We start from the raw sequence: 15,016 nt of genomic DNA on the forward strand, positions 1-15,016 counted from the left end.
TTATGCATAAACTGGATACGGAAACAGGAACTTGGAAATACGGCCTACTGTGTTTGGCATTTCTGGCACCTTTTTTCTTCTTAAGTTATGGTTTTGCCAATCAATACGCTGCGGGTTTAGCGTCTGTACCTGTTATCGTCTTTGAATGGGAAAAATATATTCCACTTTGGCCATGGAGTATTGTGCCTTATTGGTCGATTGATCTGTTCTATGGATTGTCTTTATTACTTTGTTGGAATAAGTTTGAATTAAAACAACATGTCCTGCGACTATTTTCGGCACAAATCCTTTCAATCAGCTGCTTTTTAATTTTCCCGCTACGTTTTAGCTTTGAACGCCCCGAACTCACAGGTTTTTTCGGCCTATGGTTTGATGTCTTGATGGGCTTTGATAAACCGTTTAATCAAGCACCTTCCCTGCACATTGTGCTACTGGTGATACTTTGGGATTTTTTCCGTCGGCATAGCACAGGTAAGCTAAAATATCTGGTAGATGGTTGGTCCTTTTTGATCGGTCTCTCGGTTCTAACCACTTGGCAGCACCATTTTATAGATATTCCAACAGGTTTATTGGTCGGTGCCTTATGTTTATGGCTATTCCCGATGGCTGGCTCTGCGCCATGGGTTCAAAATAAACAAAGTCGGCTAAGCTTAAAGCACATTAAAATCGGCATCCTTTATCTGTTTGCTGCCTTATTGTGTAGCGCAATCGCACATGCAAAAGGTTGGTGGCTTTGGCTGCTTTATCCTGCAAGCAGTCTGCTTTTAGTTTCGTTTGCGTATTTATTCAATCGACCCCATTTTTTTCAAAAACTCAGTCATGGTGATATGACCATTGCTGCAAAAATATTGTTTGCGCCATACTTTGTATTTGCTTGGATCAATAGCCGAATCTGGACTTATCGCCATCCTGAAGATTCTAAAATCATCAAAATTAATCAGAGTTATATTTATTTAGGTCGCTATCCGTCCAAACAGGTCTTGCAACAATATGATGCTTTACTCGATTGTTGTGCAGAATTACCCATTTATCCAAAGTGCTCCTATGCTCAAAACTTGAGTTTAGACCTGATTCCTTTACAGGCCAATCAGCTGCATAATGCTGTAGATTCTTTAGAACTACTCTTGAAATCTAATAACAATGATGAAGCACAAAACATCTTGGTCTTCTGTGCTTTGGGATATTCACGAAGTAGTGCTGTAGTTGCCGCATTATTATTGAAACAACATCCTGAATATTCAGTCGAAGATGTTTTACGGATTATTCGCCATAACCGTCCGTGGGTCGTGCTTAAAGCACCGCAAATAAAACATTTAAATACTTATCGTTTAAAACTTAAAGGACTTGCACCATGAATTTACAACTTGTGGTGCTGTCAAAGTTGTTGCAATCCACCACTGGATTGCTCATCTCAGCTTATGTGGCAGCCATTTTCACGCTCTGGCTCATCATCCAGTTTGGCAATGTAATGCTATTCGATTTGCTATATGTATTGATTTCTCTAGTTTTGCTCGGAATACAGCATTATTTAAGCTTGAGAATCAAATTTGATTCGGCACTTTTAGCCACTGTCGCTGAATACAGCAAAACTCAAAGCCTAGAACAAACCACCAAAGAGCTGGACTTAAGCTTAATTAACCTAAAATTAATGCCTACAAATAAATGTGGCCGCGCATGGGAACTACGTGAGTTAGGTTGTCTGGCTTTATTTAAATGGCAGATCTTTGTGCTTTGCTTGCAATACATCGCATTCATCTGCATATTTTTACTGTATAAATAATTCACAATAATTTGAATCTATGCCAAATCCATTAGACACTTCAGGGAATGCTCACTCACCAATGAAAGGTAATTTTTTAAGCCGTTCAATTGCTCGCTATATTGCCTTTCTCACTCGTCGTGGGGCGCGGCTGCTCACGGGCGCGCGGAGTCTATGGGTCGGGTGCAAACCGGTTATGAAACAGCGTATTTATTATGCAAATCATAATAGCCATATCGACTTTATTTTGCTTTGGTCATCACTGCCGACAGATCTCAGACGGAAGACGCGTCCTGTAGCGGCTTCGGATTATTGGCTAAAAGATGGCTTTCGACGTTTTCTCATTCAAGATACGTTTACTGGCGTCACTATTCAACGAAATCGAGAGCAAAATCAAGATCCCTTAGAACCGATCAAAGCCGTTTTAGCGCAAGGTGACTCAATTATTTTCTTTCCTGAGGGTACTCGAAATTTAAATGATGACGTTGAATTATTAGAGTTTAAAAGCGGCTTATTTCATCTCAAAAATCAATTTCCTGATGTTGAAATCGTACCGGTATGGATCTCAAATTTAAAACGTGTCATGCCTAAAGGCGCGCTTATACCATTGCCATTATTATCTACCGTTATTTTTGGCAAACCTTTAGAAGCCCATAATGAACAGAGTAAAACTGAGTTTTTAAACTACGCTCAGGATGAATTACTCAAATTAAAAGCATTGGAGTATCAATAATGGAATTCACCAATGCGCAAATGACCTATGTATTGTTTGGTATTTTTGCAGTTATTTTAATTATTGCCTCAACCATTGGTTCAATACTAAAATTTAAAGCGGGTTATGCACCTGCACCAGTTATCGACAATTTAAATGCACGGATCAATGCATGGTGGGTCATGCTGTTGGTACTTGGTGTAGCAATTTCATTAGGCAAAATTGCTTTTGTGATCCTGTTTGCGTTGATTTCACTCTTTGCTTTACGTGAATTTATCAGCTTACTTCCAACCCGTCGCGGTGATTATCTTCCGTTGCTGATCGCTTTTTATTTTGTCATCCCTTACCAGTATTATTTGGTGTATATCGACTGGTACGGGCTATATTCTATTTTTATTCCGCTGTATGTATTTCTTCTTATCCCTATCGCTACACTCAAAGCCGAAGATACCACGCGATTTTTAGAGCGCAGTTCAAAAATTCAATGGGGTCTGATGATCAGCGTATTCTGTATTTCGCATGTGCCTGCGCTATTAAATCTTAAACTTCCCGGATTTGAAGGTGAAAAAATTTGGCTAGCGATCTGGCTGATCATGGTGGTACAAGCCTCCGATGTCTTACAATATGTCTGTGGCAAGCTATTTGGAAAACACAAAGTCGCACCGATACTTTCACCATCTAAGACCGTAGAAGGATTAATCGGAGGCATTGCTTTAGCCACTACATTAGGCGTTGCTATGTCATGGCTTACACCCTTTAGCTATCTACAGGCTACATGTATTGGCTTTATTGTTTGTATATTTGGTTTCTTTGGTGGTCTTGTCATGTCGGCCATTAAACGCGATCGTGGTGTAAAAGATTGGGGACAGCTCATCCAAGGACATGGTGGCATGCTCGACCGAATTGATTCAATCTGCTTTTCTGCACCGATTTTTTTCCATATTTTGCGCTATTGGTGGTCTTAAGAAATGACTAAGTTTTAAACAGAAAATTTGGGATCTTAAATGATGTTACGCACGTAGAATTAATTTCACATTTTAAAAATGATTTTTAAGTCTATGCGACGGTGTCTTACATCTAAAGATTGAATAAAGGTATTAGCCTTCGGCTGGAGATACTCTTACGAAACGTTGTTTCTCATTCGGCAAAATGAGAAGCGAAGCTTCGCAAGGAAACCATCTTGCGGTGTAATGCACCTCACCAACAAAACTCGTTCACTAGCGTCAAATTATTCAAAGAATCGCAGAAACATTTTTGATTACAATAAGTCTTGTCTCAAACAATTTCGGATGACGTTACCGTGTATCGTTCTTTTATTTGAATCAACGTGCGCTTCTGATGTTACTTCGTAACATCAGTTAATAATATGCACAATAAAAAATCCCAAGTAAACAAGCTTGGGATTCTTCTTATCAGGTATTCGATTTAAATGTCTGAAATTGCAAACTTTTTAAAAATACTTGCACGACGTTTAGGATGAATATTGGCTTTAGTTAAATCGCCTTGGTAGTGATCATAGACACGTTTATCCATCATCTTAAACCAAATAGAGGGTACTAAAGCAGGAATTAGCATAGTGGCATAGCCGCTAGGCAACTCTGGCGCTTCATCAAAATGTCTTAAAGCCTGAAATGGACGAGTCGGATATGCATGATGGTCTGAATGTCGTTGTAATTGATACAAAAATAGATTGGTCACAATATTATTGTTATTCCAACTATGTTCAGGCATGGTGCGCGCATAACTTCCATCCGCTTTTTGCTCACGCTTCAGGCCATAATGTTCAATATAATTAATAATTTCAAAAAGACTGATTCCATAAAAGGCCTGTGTAACTAAATACGGTGTCACACCTTTACCAAACATTTTCAGCATCGATGCATGAAAACCTGCACTCATCGCCCAACCATGAAACAGTTCATTGTCCTTCGAAAAGAAACTTAAACCTTTACGTTTTAAGCGTTGTTTCTCAATCTGCACCGCCGATTTAATTCCACCAAATACCGTGCGTGGCCAAAACTCATAAAAGGTTTCACCCATTTTTGAAGATGCAGGATCTTCAGGCGTTGCCGCACGTTTATGGTGCCCATAAGGATGTTCAATTCGGAAATGGCTATAACCTAATGGTGCGAGAGTCGCATGTGCCCAATAATGGTCTTTTTTATGAGGTCGATGGCAAAGTTCATGTGCTGTATTTACACCGACGCCATTGATGGCGCCCATCGAAATCCCAAGTAGAACTTGATCTAATAATGAAACATCTTTACGGGTAACCACATAGCCAGCAAAAGCGTTCGCTGCCATTTGCAGTGGAATAAATAATTTGACGATACGATCATAATAAGGATCATTTACTAAAACTTTAATGTCATCATCTGTCGGGTTATTGGCATCATCACCGATCAGTGCATCCAGTGCAGGAATAATGACATGCAATAGAAGTGGCCCGCCCATGGCAAATAGTTTTTTTGTCGGTTTTGGACCAAAATGATAACCCGCCAAGATCCCCATACCAATGACTGGTAAACCTGGACTCAATAGCCAACCATAACGTTTTTTATCTAAAACACTACCGATTTTGCTTTCTAACTGAGCGAGCTGCTGTTCATTTAATTTTACTGGTGCATTCATGCGCTAGACTTCCCTATTTACTTCTTCTGTGTTTATATTCGTAAAATATGGGCAGCCATAACAGTTTTAAGCGTCCAAAAAAACTATGTGATCGTCTTTGGCATTTAAGGATAAATGTTGACCTTTAAACACATAGTGACCATCTATAAATACAAAATTAATATGAGTAAATATTTGAAATATGGATGCTTTAAGTAAAATTTTTGATGATATTCATCTCCATCGATCTGAATATATTTATTTGAAATCACAGCATCCTTGGGCTTTTCATTTTCAAGATCACAATGCCATGGTTGCGTATGTAGTGATTCAAGGTCAGTGTATTGTACATATAGATCAAGAGCAGGTCTTACTTGAAGCTGGCGATCTTTGCCTTATTCCCTCAGGGCAAAATCATTACTGCAAATCTATACAGTCTGATGTCTTGGTTGAGTCAATAAACATCACACCACTGTTTCAAGAGCAACGAAATAAAACCATTGAATTAAATTCTACTGAGTCTCATGAAGCAGAAGAATTATTTGTACTCGCGATCCGTGGACATGTCGACAGCATTATGGCAAAGCCCTTAGTGAATGCACTCCCCACGCTATTACATACACCACATATCATGAGCAGTACCGCACCGGAATGGTTGCAAATTGGCTTACATTTTCTGGCCGTTGAAGCGCATCAGATCCGTCCAGGCCGCGACAAAATTTTGGATCATTTGGTGAGTATTTTATTTATCGAATGTGTGCGTGATTATATTGCAGCCTTGTCAGATTCAAGCAGTTGGTTGCATGCCTTGAGTCATCCTGAATTATCCAATGCTTTAGCCGCGATTCATGAACAACCACACCATGCTTGGACCGTCGAAAGCTTGGCAGAACAATGTTGCATGTCACGTTCTAAATTTGCCAGTTTATTCACTCAAATGCTCGGTGAAACTCCACTCGCCTATTTGCAGCAACATCGTTTGCGACTGGCAACACAGCACTTACAAACGGGGCAACTGACTATTCAGCAAATTGCCCATCGTATCGGTTACTCATCTGAAACGGCATTTAGCCAAACTTTTAAAAAGTTTTATGATCTCACACCGAGCCAGTATCGACAGCAGCATCAGCTCGCAAAAACTGAGTCACCTTAGAGGTTTATTTAACTGACGTTACGCACATAAAAGTAATTTTGCATTTTTAAAATGATTTTTAATTTTATTCGACGGAGTCTTACATCTAGGGATTGAATAAAGGGATTAGCCTTCGGCTGGAGGTACTCTTACGAAACGTTGTTTCTCATTCGGCAAAATGAGAAGTGAAGCTTCGCAAGGAAACCATCTTACGGTGCAATGCACCTCACCGACAAAACTCGTTCAATAGCGTCAAATTACTCAAAGTATCGCAAAAACTTTTTTGATTAGAAGTAGTCCTGCGTCGAACAGTTGCGGATGACGTTACCGTGTATCATACTTTTATTTAATTTAAAAGCTTTAAAATCGCTTCCACAGGGTTTTCACTGTTGCCTGAAAGCAATTGTTTATGCATGGTGATGTGCTGCATCACTTGAATTTGCGATTTTTCAACATCCATCAAGCTTTCAATTTCTGCTGCTAATTTTTCAGGCGTTGCATCATGTTGGATGAGTTCCTGAATCACCTTTTTGCCCGCAATAATATTTGGCAATGAATAATACGGAATTTTGATCAGCAATTTCACCACATGGTAGGTCAGCCAATTTAACTTATAAAAAGTCACCATTGGACGATGTAAAAGCATCGCTTCTAAGGTTGCCGTTCCTGATGCTAAAGCGACAATATTCGATGCGTTCATCACCTGACGGCCAATTTTAGATTCCGTATCGTTGTTTTCCATCAAACGAACTTTGGTTTGTAATGCTTCAGGGTACTGCTTGAGCAACAATTCAATTTGCTGTTTACGTGCATCATTGATTGCAGGAATCAGGAACACATAGTCTGGATGCTGCTCCGTCAAAATCTGTGCGGCAGACAGCACCAAAGGCCCTAAGCGCTCAATTTCCCCGCGACGGCTGCCCGGAAGTAATGCAATGTGTTTTTGATGCTCATCTAAGCCTAACTCGTGTTTAGCCGCAACGAGTGGATTATCTAAAGGCAACTGACTTGCCAATGGGTGTCCGACAAATGCAGCCGGAACTTGCCATTTTTGGAAAAACGCTTTTTCAAATGGAAATAAGCAAAGGACTAAATCAATACTTGCTTTAATGCCATGTACACGCCCTTGACGCCACGCCCACACTGAAGGGCTAACATATTGTACTGTTTTAATTGGTAGCTGTTTTTGCTTTAAGCTCTTAGATAAACGCAAATTAAAATCCGGCGCATCAATCCCCACAAAAACATCGACAGGATTTTCAGTCCATTTTTCAACCAGACCATCGCGTACAGCAAAGAGTTTTTTAATATCTTTTAAGACCTCAACAATCCCCATTACCGATAAAATATCCATCGGATAATAGCTATTAAAACCTTCTGCAATCATTTGCGGACCGCCGATGCCTTCAAATTCCGCATCAATCCCTTGCTCTCGAAAACTGCGGATAAGCTTGGCGCCTAATGTATCCCCGGATACTTCCCCAACCACGATGCCAATTTTCAGTTTCCGATTTTGCAAAAGTCTGTCCTTTTAACTCAATGTTCTTTAGCTATAGATTCTATACGAGTCCTTCGCAAAATTAATAGATTTCCTGAAAAAAGCTGCACGTCTTTAAGTTACCATTTTAGAAATATTTATCACTGCTACTTAGCTGCTGATTAAAATTTTTCCGCCAATGGTTCGGATTTGTGCCGTATTTATTCTTAAACAATTTACGAAATAGCACTGCTGTATTAAAACCTGCGCTTTCCGCAATTTTATCAATCGAATAATCTGTCACTTCGAGCAATTCAGCCGCATATCGCAGTCTTTCATTATTTAACCAAGTGACAATAGGTAGTTCTGACGCATGTTTAAAATGTCTGGTCAGTGTCCTTCTACTCATATTGGAATAATGGCGAAACCTTATCTTTTTAAATTTTGCAGGAGTGGACTTTAAGTTCACAGTCGCATATATCGATAAATAACAAATCAAAAGCTTAGAATTGAAAACCTACATTGCATTTAGGTATTGGATATCCACTTCAGATATTCAAAGCCTTATATTCAAAATATATGATTTCACTGCAGCATAATCTACATTTGAACTATCAACCAGTTGAGAAAACCATAATCAATAACTTAGTTTAGATAAAATTCATTTATTTCAAAATTAAAAACATTCTTTATCTATTTTTTTCACAAGCAAATCACTAATCGAGACAACGACTTATATCAATTAGTCATAAGATATGCACGTTTTTTGATATTTGGCATTCAGCGATGGTCGGTCCTTTAGAGTTCATTCTGGCAGGTGTAATTGTAGGTTTCTGCGTAGGTATTACCGGCGTTGGCGGTGGTTCATTGATGACCCCGATCCTGATCAGCCTGTATAAAATTGAACCCCATATTGCGATCGGCACAGACCTACTATATGCCGCAATTTCAAAATTTTGTGGTTCTTTAGTTCATGCACGTAAAATGAATATTGTATGGACCATTGTTATTTGGCTTGCAGTCGGCAGTATCCCTGCGTCTTTTGCGACCCATTGGGTACTGGAAAACTATCTGAGCCAATCGACACATTACAAAACGGTATTAACCATGTTTTTGGGTTTTATGCTGACGATTACTGGGATCTCAATTATTTTCCGTGGTCATATCGAAAAATTCTTTAATAAATTTCGAAAAACTGATCAGTTGGATGATATGAGTGCGGATCTTGAACGTATCAATTTCCAAGCTAAAAATAAGCGTGCATATATCATCATCATGGGGATTATTTTAGGCGTATTCGTTACCCTATCGTCTGTTGGTGCAGGTGCCTTCGGTATTATGGCTTTGGTGCTTATGTTCCCGAACTTACCGATGATTCGTATTATCGGCTCTGACGTCGTACATGCCGTGCTTCTTACACTGGTTGCAGGCTTGGGTCATATGAGCTCAGGTAATGTCGATTTTCATTTATTGGGTTGGTTATTGGTGGGTTCTATTCCAGCGATTGTTGTCGGAACTTTGATCAGCTCACGTTTACCAGAAAAAGTGATTCGTAAAGTCTTAGGCATTACCTTGTTTGTTTTAGGCATGAATTTCATCATTAATCCAGTAAAATCAAAACCTGTTGAAAAACCAACAACTGCAATGTTGATCGCACCGACGGTGAATAGTCAGCAGGTTTAAATTAACTGCCCGATTCATCACTTTTTTTTCAGAGACTTATTGATCTTTTTTATAACATTTGAATGCTATATTCATGTTATATTCGGCTCACGAAACAACCTTTTGTATAATCAAACCAGTGACGGCAATGAATACTTTACAGTCAAATTCTATTACCCAAAACGACATTGATGACGTGAATGTAAAAAGCATTCAGCCTCTTGTTACTCCTGCAGAACTAAAAAAAGAGCTACCTCTGACTGAAACTGCCTATCAAACAGTCCTTAAGGGCCGTGAAACTGTACGTAATATTTTAGATGGAAATGACAAACGTCTTTTTGTTGTCATTGGTCCATGTTCAATTCACGACACAGTCGCTGCACATGATTATGCTGACCGTTTAAAAGTTTTAAGTGACAAAATCCAAGATACGATTTATGTCGTGATGCGTGTGTATTTTGAAAAACCACGTACCACTGTGGGTTGGAAAGGTCTAATTAATGACCCTGACATGAACGATTCTTTCAACATCGAAAAAGGCTTACGTATTGGTCGTAAACTTTTACTTGAATTGAATGAAAAAGGTTTGCCTTGTGCAACTGAAGCACTCGATCCAAACTCACCACAGTACTACCAAGATCTTATTTCTTGGTCAGCGATTGGTGCGCGTACCACTGAAAGCCAAACACATCGTGAAATGTCTTCTGGCCTTTCTTCACCTGTGGGCTTTAAAAATGGTACAGATGGCGGTTTAACCGTTGCGACCAATGCCATGCAATCTGTTAAACATGGTCATAGCTTCTTGGGCTTAAGCGACCAAGGTCAAGTTTCTGTTATTCGTACCAGTGGTAACCCTTATGCACACGTCGTACTCCGTGGCGGTAACGGTAAACCAAACTACGACGCAGGTTCTGTTGCAGATGCAGAGGCGGCATTAGCCAAAGCAAAAGTTAGTGGCAAAATCATGATTGATACCAGTCATGCAAACTCAAACAAAGACCCGTACCTACAACCCCTTGTTCTCAAAAATATTACTGAACAAATCCTTGACGGAAACAAGTCAATCGTGGGTATTATGGTAGAAAGTCACTTAAAAGGTGGTCGTCAGGATATTCCTGCCAACCTCTGTGACCTCGAATATGGTAAATCAGTGACTGATGGCTGTATCGATTGGGATACGACTGAAAAAGTCTTGTTAGAGATGCATGAAGCACTTAAAGACGTGTTACCGACACGCTAAGTGAATGAAAAACGCCATCTTCAAGATGGCGTTTTACTTTGAAGGATTATTTGTCAGATGAATGAAATCGAAAATGCGTTAAGTCACATTGAAAACTTCCAATATATACATGAACACTTATTAACGTCAGGACAACCATCTCCTTCTGAGCTTCAAACGATCAAAGAATATGGTGTTTCAACGGTTATTAATTTAGCACTGACCGATGCATCCAATCATATCGAGCATGAAGACCGCATTTGCCTAGATCTAGGCCTGAACTACATTCAAGTTCCGATCTCTTGGGATACCCCTTCAGATGATCAATGCCTTTTAGTACTCGATATGATTGACCATTTGATTCAAGGTCAAACGGTTTGGCTACACTGTGCGAAAAACTTCCGTGTCAGCAGTTTGATGTATTTATATCGTCAATACTATATGGATGTTGATATGCCAAAGGCTCAAGAATTTATGCATCAAATTTGGGAACCTAATGAAACATGGACAGGTTTAATCCATGCGGTTGCCTTACAACTCCAAGGCCGTAAAGCAACTCAAGATTTACAACATGCGCTGATCCATCCAGATCATTTTGCGTGAGAAATCAGTACAGTTGCGGTAGAAAGAATTCCTTCTTGGCGACCAGTAAACCCTAATTTTTCGGTGGTGGTCGCTTTGATGCTAATTTGTGTAACTTCAACATCCATAACATTTGCGATACTTTGACGCATTTCTAAATTATGTTTTGCTAGTTTAGGGCGCTCACAAGCCACGGTAATATCAGCATTATTAAGTACATATCCACGATCTAAAATCATTTGGTAGACGTGTTTTAAAAGTACTCGACTATCGGCACCTTTAAATTTTGGATCTGTATCTGGAAAATGCTGACCAATATCTCCAAGTGCCAAAGCTCCTAATAATGCATCACAAAGCGCATGCAATACCACATCACCATCTGAATGTGCTTTGAGTCCATGTGTGTGTGGAATTTGAACACCAGCAAGCGTTACAAAATCACCTTCTTCAAATGCATGCACATCCATGCCCTGACCGATACGAATTTGAGCTATCATGCTTGAGTTCCTTGAGAAAATAATGATTGAAATCTTGTATTCACGCTTTCTATTTCGCTATAGTGTGGGCAAGCGCAACATAGTGAAAGTATAAGCGATCATGCTGTTGAAAACTGAAATAAATATCATCAAAAAATTCGGACTGGTTCTGCTAATAGGTTCTGGCCTAGCGACGTTTACGCATGCAGAAAAGATAGACTGTGATCATGCCAATACTCATGCAAAAAAAAATTACTGTTCTAACGGTTTTGAAGAACAACGTGAAAAGCTAGATGGGCTTTTTTTAACAGCGCAGTTGATTACCGATGCCCCAATACGCTTGCTGATAGATACGCAAAAATTATGGTACAGCCGAGTTCAGCAATGCAAAAACTTGGAGTGTTTTAAACAACAGTTTGAACTTCGCTATGAAGATTTGAATATTTATACCTCAATGAACCAAAGTTTAACGCAGCATTATCTTAAATTTGAAAATGGCCATTTTGCGACATCACCTGTACATTTAAAAGTGCATCAACTGGGCAAAGACAGCATCAAAATCGAAGGCATTGCCTATCGTAATCCGAACAATCGAGTTGAAACACAAACCATTCCATTTTTAGCTTACACAACACCCGAACAAAAAAATCAAATCACCGATAATGAACACGACTGCAAATATCAGTTCAATTACAGTAAGGCCTTACTCTCAGTAAAAACCGAACAAAAAGGCTGTGAACGTTTTGCAGGGATTTATCGTTTATATGATTAAGATCAAATTCGAATGACTTAGAAAAATACAAAAAAGCCTCAACGTTGAGGCTTTTGGGTGTCTAAAATATATCAGTTAAATCGGATGTGTTTGCTGCACTTGCTGGCTGATCATTGCAGCTGTTGCCGCAGATAAAGTCCATCCAAGGTGACCATGCCCTGTATTATAGAAAATATGATCTCGCTTACCTGCATGCACTACTGGCATCATATTGGGCATCATTGGTCGTAAACCCGCCCACGGCACCACATGTTCTGTTGATAGATTAAAATTACGATTCGACCAATCAATTAAAGGCTGAATGCGATCGGCACGAATATCTCGGTTATAGCCATTAAACTCTGCCGTACCTGCAACACGGAGTCGATTTGCACCTAAGCGTGAAGTCACAATTTTGGCACTTTCATCCAACAGACTTACCCAAGGCGCATTGGCCTGACTTTGTTCATCATTTAAATTAATGGTGATTGAATATCCTTTGACTGGATACACATTTACGCGATCACCGAGTTTATGTGCAAGTTCATAACTACCTACGCCACCACAGACCACTACAGCATCTGCCTCAAGTATGCTATCTGCATCAGGATTTTCCATATTTTCATCACTGGCTTTTAATCGAACATTGACACCTTTTGTATGATGCTCAAAGTCAGTCACCTCAAAACCCCACATATATTTCACATCAAAGCGTTCCGTTGCTTTGGCAAGCTGCGTTGTAAATTTATGGATATCTCCAGTGGCATCACCCGGACAATAAAAGCCTCCATAGTATTCACCTGTCAGACTAGGCTCAATGTCACGGATTTCAGCTAATGTCACAGGATGACGCTCTAAACCACCTTCACAGAGCATATTATTAACTTGAGTCGCCACCTCATAATCATGTTGATTATGAAAGAAATGTAAAATGCCGCGTTTTTCTAAATCAAACTGTAAGTTTTCATGCTCAGCAATTTCAAATAAACGCTGACGTGCCATCAATGCGAGACGGACGGTTTCGTGAGTATTTTCACGATAATCTTTAATATGCCCCATAAATTCAAAAAGCCATGAATATTTATGAAGATTAAAACTTGGATTTAATAATAATGGCGCGGTTTTTTGTGACATCCATTTGATGCCTTTCACCACCGTTGCTTTTTGGTTCCAGACTTCAGCATTACATGCTGATAATTGACCACCATTGGCAAACGACGTTTCCATCGCTGGATAAAGATGTTTATCGACCACAGTGACACGATAGCCGAGTAATCCGAGTTCGTAAGCTGTCGTTACCCCAGTAATACCTGCACCAATCACAACAATATGACACATATAGGCTCCTTGGAAATTATATTTCCTATGCTCGCCCCATCTGTTATTGGTACCTGAGAGCTTTGGTTCCTTGCGATGCAATGTGAACCTTCCCCTTCGGTGAGTAGGTCTAGCCTACTTCTCTCCAGATTTTTTATATGATTACAGTCCTTTTGCCTGAGAGTTTCCTGGGGGAACTTGCTCCTTCGGCGAGCACGATCTGTGCTTCTCTCCTGCAATCATCCATTCGTTTTTATTCGGCATTCATCTTGGTATTGCCTTAGTTAGATATGAGCAATATTTGTACCAAATCTCAAGTCCTATTTGGGTCAATATTGTTAAATATTATTTTTATATCGATTTAAGTTGTTAGGTTATAAATTTAAAATCATTTTTTCTAAACCTAAATACTTAATCTTTAAAATAAAGGTTTAAAATATTAAATGAAATTTATAACTAGAAAGATTGAAGTTTTATGTCGGATTCTACGCTTTTCTCTCGCTTTGTATCTGTGATCAAAACACATTCTATTGAAGAATTAACCCAAAGTGATTTACTCCTACTTAAGACTCTGGGAACTATTCAAAGCTTTTATGCACCATTTGAGGCCATAAATCATGATACAAAAGTGGTCATCGTCGGCATCTGCCCAGGCCAACAACAATGGCGTAATGCATTAATCGCAGCGAAGGACGGCTTAGAACAGCAATTATCTGAGGAAAACATTCTTAAACTTGCCAAGAATAGTGGTACTTTTAGTGGCCCTATTCGCAAAAATTTAACTCAACTGCTAGATCATATTGGATTACACAATCAATTAGGCATACAGACCACTGCTGAGCTATTTAGCATTCATCAAGATAAGGTGCAAATGTGCTCGGTTTTACAGCAATGCATTTTGGTCAATGGAAAAAATTATGCTGGCTCAACACCCGCAATGCTAAAAAATGAATTATTAAAACAACATATTGATGATTATTTTATTCCTATGGTCCAACAGCTTCCTAACGCAATTTATATCCCGCTAGGCAAAGGTGTAGATGAGGTTTTAAATTATGTAAGCAGCTTAGGCTATTTAAATGATCAACAGATTCTAGCTGGACTTCCCCATCCATCAGGTGCAAATGCTGAACGGATCAAATATTTTTTAGGTGAAAAACCGCGTAACCAATTATCTCGACAAACCAATCCCGAACAGATAGATAGCGCAAAATCACAGATTTTGCTTAAATTATCTAAACTTCTATGAAATGGGCTCAATATAACGTGAAAATATTGTTTATTTGAATATCCACTACTTATATCAAAGCAGTGCTCAA

General features: G+C 39.3%; 15 protein-coding genes and 1 riboswitch. Of the genes, 10 read left to right on the forward strand and 5 right to left on the reverse strand.

What is annotated here, in order from left to right:
- Positions 1-2: 2 nt before the first annotated feature.
- From FTT99_RS04955 to FTT99_RS04970, 4 genes are all read left to right on the forward strand, one after another.
- The gene (locus FTT99_RS04955) at positions 3-1,355 is read left to right on the forward strand and encodes a phosphatase PAP2/dual specificity phosphatase family protein (protein ID WP_373684598.1); all 1,353 of its coding nucleotides are present in this window, start codon (positions 3-5) and stop codon (positions 1,353-1,355) included.
- Positions 1,352-1,780 (forward strand): hypothetical protein, encoded by a 429-nt coding sequence (locus FTT99_RS04960; RefSeq protein WP_180131952.1) that lies wholly within the window; start codon positions 1,352-1,354, stop codon positions 1,778-1,780. The genes FTT99_RS04955 and FTT99_RS04960 overlap by 4 nt, the downstream gene beginning before the upstream one ends.
- A gap of 61 nt (positions 1,781-1,841) precedes the next feature.
- On the forward strand, positions 1,842-2,492 hold the full coding sequence (locus FTT99_RS04965) for a 1-acyl-sn-glycerol-3-phosphate acyltransferase (protein WP_180131964.1): 651 nt from the start codon (positions 1,842-1,844) through the stop codon (positions 2,490-2,492).
- Positions 2,492-3,436, forward strand: coding sequence for a phosphatidate cytidylyltransferase (locus FTT99_RS04970; protein ID WP_180131950.1), 945 nt, complete (start codon positions 2,492-2,494; stop codon positions 3,434-3,436). Before FTT99_RS04965 ends, FTT99_RS04970 begins: the two co-directional genes overlap by 1 nt.
- 460 nt (positions 3,437-3,896) lie before the next feature.
- Here the strand turns inward: FTT99_RS04970 and FTT99_RS04975 are convergent, their stop codons facing one another.
- Positions 3,897-5,102 carry an alkane 1-monooxygenase gene (locus FTT99_RS04975; protein WP_180131949.1) on the reverse strand — a complete coding sequence of 402 codons (1,206 nt, stop codon included), beginning with the start codon at positions 5,100-5,102 and terminating at the stop codon, positions 3,897-3,899.
- Positions 5,103-5,283: 181 nt separating this feature from the next.
- On the opposite strand from FTT99_RS04975, the gene FTT99_RS04980 reads away from it, so the two are divergent.
- Positions 5,284-6,234, forward strand: a complete 951-nt coding sequence (locus FTT99_RS04980) for an AraC family transcriptional regulator (RefSeq protein WP_180131947.1) — start codon at positions 5,284-5,286, stop codon at positions 6,232-6,234.
- Between the two features lie 325 nt (positions 6,235-6,559).
- On the opposite strand, the gene lpxB is transcribed toward FTT99_RS04980, so the two are convergent.
- Positions 6,560-7,732 carry a lipid-A-disaccharide synthase gene (gene lpxB / locus FTT99_RS04985; RefSeq protein WP_180131946.1) on the reverse strand — a complete coding sequence of 391 codons (1,173 nt, stop codon included), beginning with the start codon at positions 7,730-7,732 and terminating at the stop codon, positions 6,560-6,562.
- Positions 7,733-7,838: 106 nt separating this feature from the next.
- Entirely contained in the window at positions 7,839-8,099 is a 261-nt protein-coding gene (locus tag FTT99_RS04990) for a helix-turn-helix domain-containing protein (protein WP_180131944.1), read from the reverse strand.
- A gap of 377 nt (positions 8,100-8,476) precedes the next feature.
- Here FTT99_RS04990 and FTT99_RS04995 point away from each other — a divergent pair, with 377 nt between their 5' ends.
- The 3 genes from FTT99_RS04995 (at position 8,477) to FTT99_RS05005 (ending at position 11,174) form a co-directional block, all read left to right on the forward strand.
- Entirely contained in the window at positions 8,477-9,373 is an 897-nt protein-coding gene (locus tag FTT99_RS04995; RefSeq protein WP_078193863.1) for a sulfite exporter TauE/SafE family protein, read from the forward strand.
- Positions 9,374-9,500: 127 nt separating this feature from the next.
- On the forward strand, positions 9,501-10,592 hold the full coding sequence (locus tag FTT99_RS05000) for a 3-deoxy-7-phosphoheptulonate synthase (RefSeq protein ID WP_143221612.1): 1,092 nt from the start codon (positions 9,501-9,503) through the stop codon (positions 10,590-10,592).
- 57 nt (positions 10,593-10,649) lie between these two features.
- On the forward strand, positions 10,650-11,174 hold the full coding sequence (locus FTT99_RS05005; protein ID WP_180063791.1) for a protein tyrosine phosphatase family protein: 525 nt from the start codon (positions 10,650-10,652) through the stop codon (positions 11,172-11,174).
- Here the strand turns inward: FTT99_RS05005 and ispF are convergent.
- A complete protein-coding gene (gene ispF / locus FTT99_RS05010) occupies positions 11,162-11,650 on the reverse strand; it encodes a 2-C-methyl-D-erythritol 2,4-cyclodiphosphate synthase (RefSeq protein ID WP_078193864.1) in 489 nt (162 codons plus the stop codon). The two genes, FTT99_RS05005 and ispF, sit on opposite strands and share 13 nt — an antisense overlap.
- A gap of 100 nt (positions 11,651-11,750) precedes the next feature.
- On the opposite strand from ispF, the gene FTT99_RS05015 reads away from it, so the two are divergent.
- Positions 11,751-12,401, forward strand: a complete 651-nt coding sequence (locus FTT99_RS05015; RefSeq protein WP_180003787.1) for a hypothetical protein — start codon at positions 11,751-11,753, stop codon at positions 12,399-12,401.
- A 75-nt stretch (positions 12,402-12,476) separates the two neighbouring features.
- Here FTT99_RS05015 and FTT99_RS05020 read toward each other — a convergent pair whose 3' ends face one another.
- Positions 12,477-13,718: a D-amino acid dehydrogenase gene (locus FTT99_RS05020; protein WP_180003788.1), complete on the reverse strand. Its 1,242-nt coding sequence runs from the start codon at positions 13,716-13,718 to the stop codon at positions 12,477-12,479.
- A 134-nt stretch (positions 13,719-13,852) separates the two neighbouring features.
- Positions 13,853-13,943, reverse strand: a riboswitch (glycine riboswitch).
- 229 nt (positions 13,944-14,172) lie between these two features.
- Between FTT99_RS05020 and FTT99_RS05025 the strand changes: the two genes are divergently transcribed.
- Entirely contained in the window at positions 14,173-14,946 is a 774-nt protein-coding gene (locus FTT99_RS05025) for a hypothetical protein (protein ID WP_180131937.1), read from the forward strand.
- Positions 14,947-15,016 lie beyond the last annotated feature (70 nt).

This window comes from Acinetobacter sp. YH12040 (assembly GCF_013420005.1).
Lineage (GTDB): Bacteria > Pseudomonadota > Gammaproteobacteria > Pseudomonadales > Moraxellaceae > Acinetobacter > Acinetobacter amyesii.

Bases quoted from the DNA above. Each gene is read 5' to 3' on its own strand.
- FTT99_RS05005 (WP_180063791.1), top strand. From the start codon at position 10,650: ATGAATGAAATCGAAAATGCGTTAAGTCACATTGAAAACTTCCAATAT.
- FTT99_RS04980 (WP_180131947.1), top strand. From the start codon at position 5,284: ATGGATGCTTTAAGTAAAATTTTTGATGATATTCATCTCCATCGATCT.
- FTT99_RS04975 (WP_180131949.1), bottom strand. From the start codon at position 5,102: ATGAATGCACCAGTAAAATTAAATGAACAGCAGCTCGCTCAGTTAGAA.
- FTT99_RS04965 (WP_180131964.1), top strand. From the start codon at position 1,842: ATGAAAGGTAATTTTTTAAGCCGTTCAATTGCTCGCTATATTGCCTTT.
- FTT99_RS05000 (WP_143221612.1), top strand. From the start codon at position 9,501: ATGAATACTTTACAGTCAAATTCTATTACCCAAAACGACATTGATGAC.
- FTT99_RS04960 (WP_180131952.1), top strand. From the start codon at position 1,352: ATGAATTTACAACTTGTGGTGCTGTCAAAGTTGTTGCAATCCACCACT.
- FTT99_RS04990 (WP_180131944.1), bottom strand. From the start codon at position 8,099: ATGAGTAGAAGGACACTGACCAGACATTTTAAACATGCGTCAGAACTA.
- FTT99_RS04955 (WP_373684598.1), top strand. From the start codon at position 3: ATGCATAAACTGGATACGGAAACAGGAACTTGGAAATACGGCCTACTG.
- FTT99_RS05025 (WP_180131937.1), top strand. From the start codon at position 14,173: ATGTCGGATTCTACGCTTTTCTCTCGCTTTGTATCTGTGATCAAAACA.
- FTT99_RS05015 (WP_180003787.1), top strand. From the start codon at position 11,751: ATGCTGTTGAAAACTGAAATAAATATCATCAAAAAATTCGGACTGGTT.
- FTT99_RS05020 (WP_180003788.1), bottom strand. From the start codon at position 13,718: ATGTGTCATATTGTTGTGATTGGTGCAGGTATTACTGGGGTAACGACA.
- FTT99_RS04995 (WP_078193863.1), top strand. From the start codon at position 8,477: ATGGTCGGTCCTTTAGAGTTCATTCTGGCAGGTGTAATTGTAGGTTTC.
- FTT99_RS04970 (WP_180131950.1), top strand. From the start codon at position 2,492: ATGGAATTCACCAATGCGCAAATGACCTATGTATTGTTTGGTATTTTT.
- ispF (WP_078193864.1), bottom strand. From the start codon at position 11,650: ATGATAGCTCAAATTCGTATCGGTCAGGGCATGGATGTGCATGCATTT.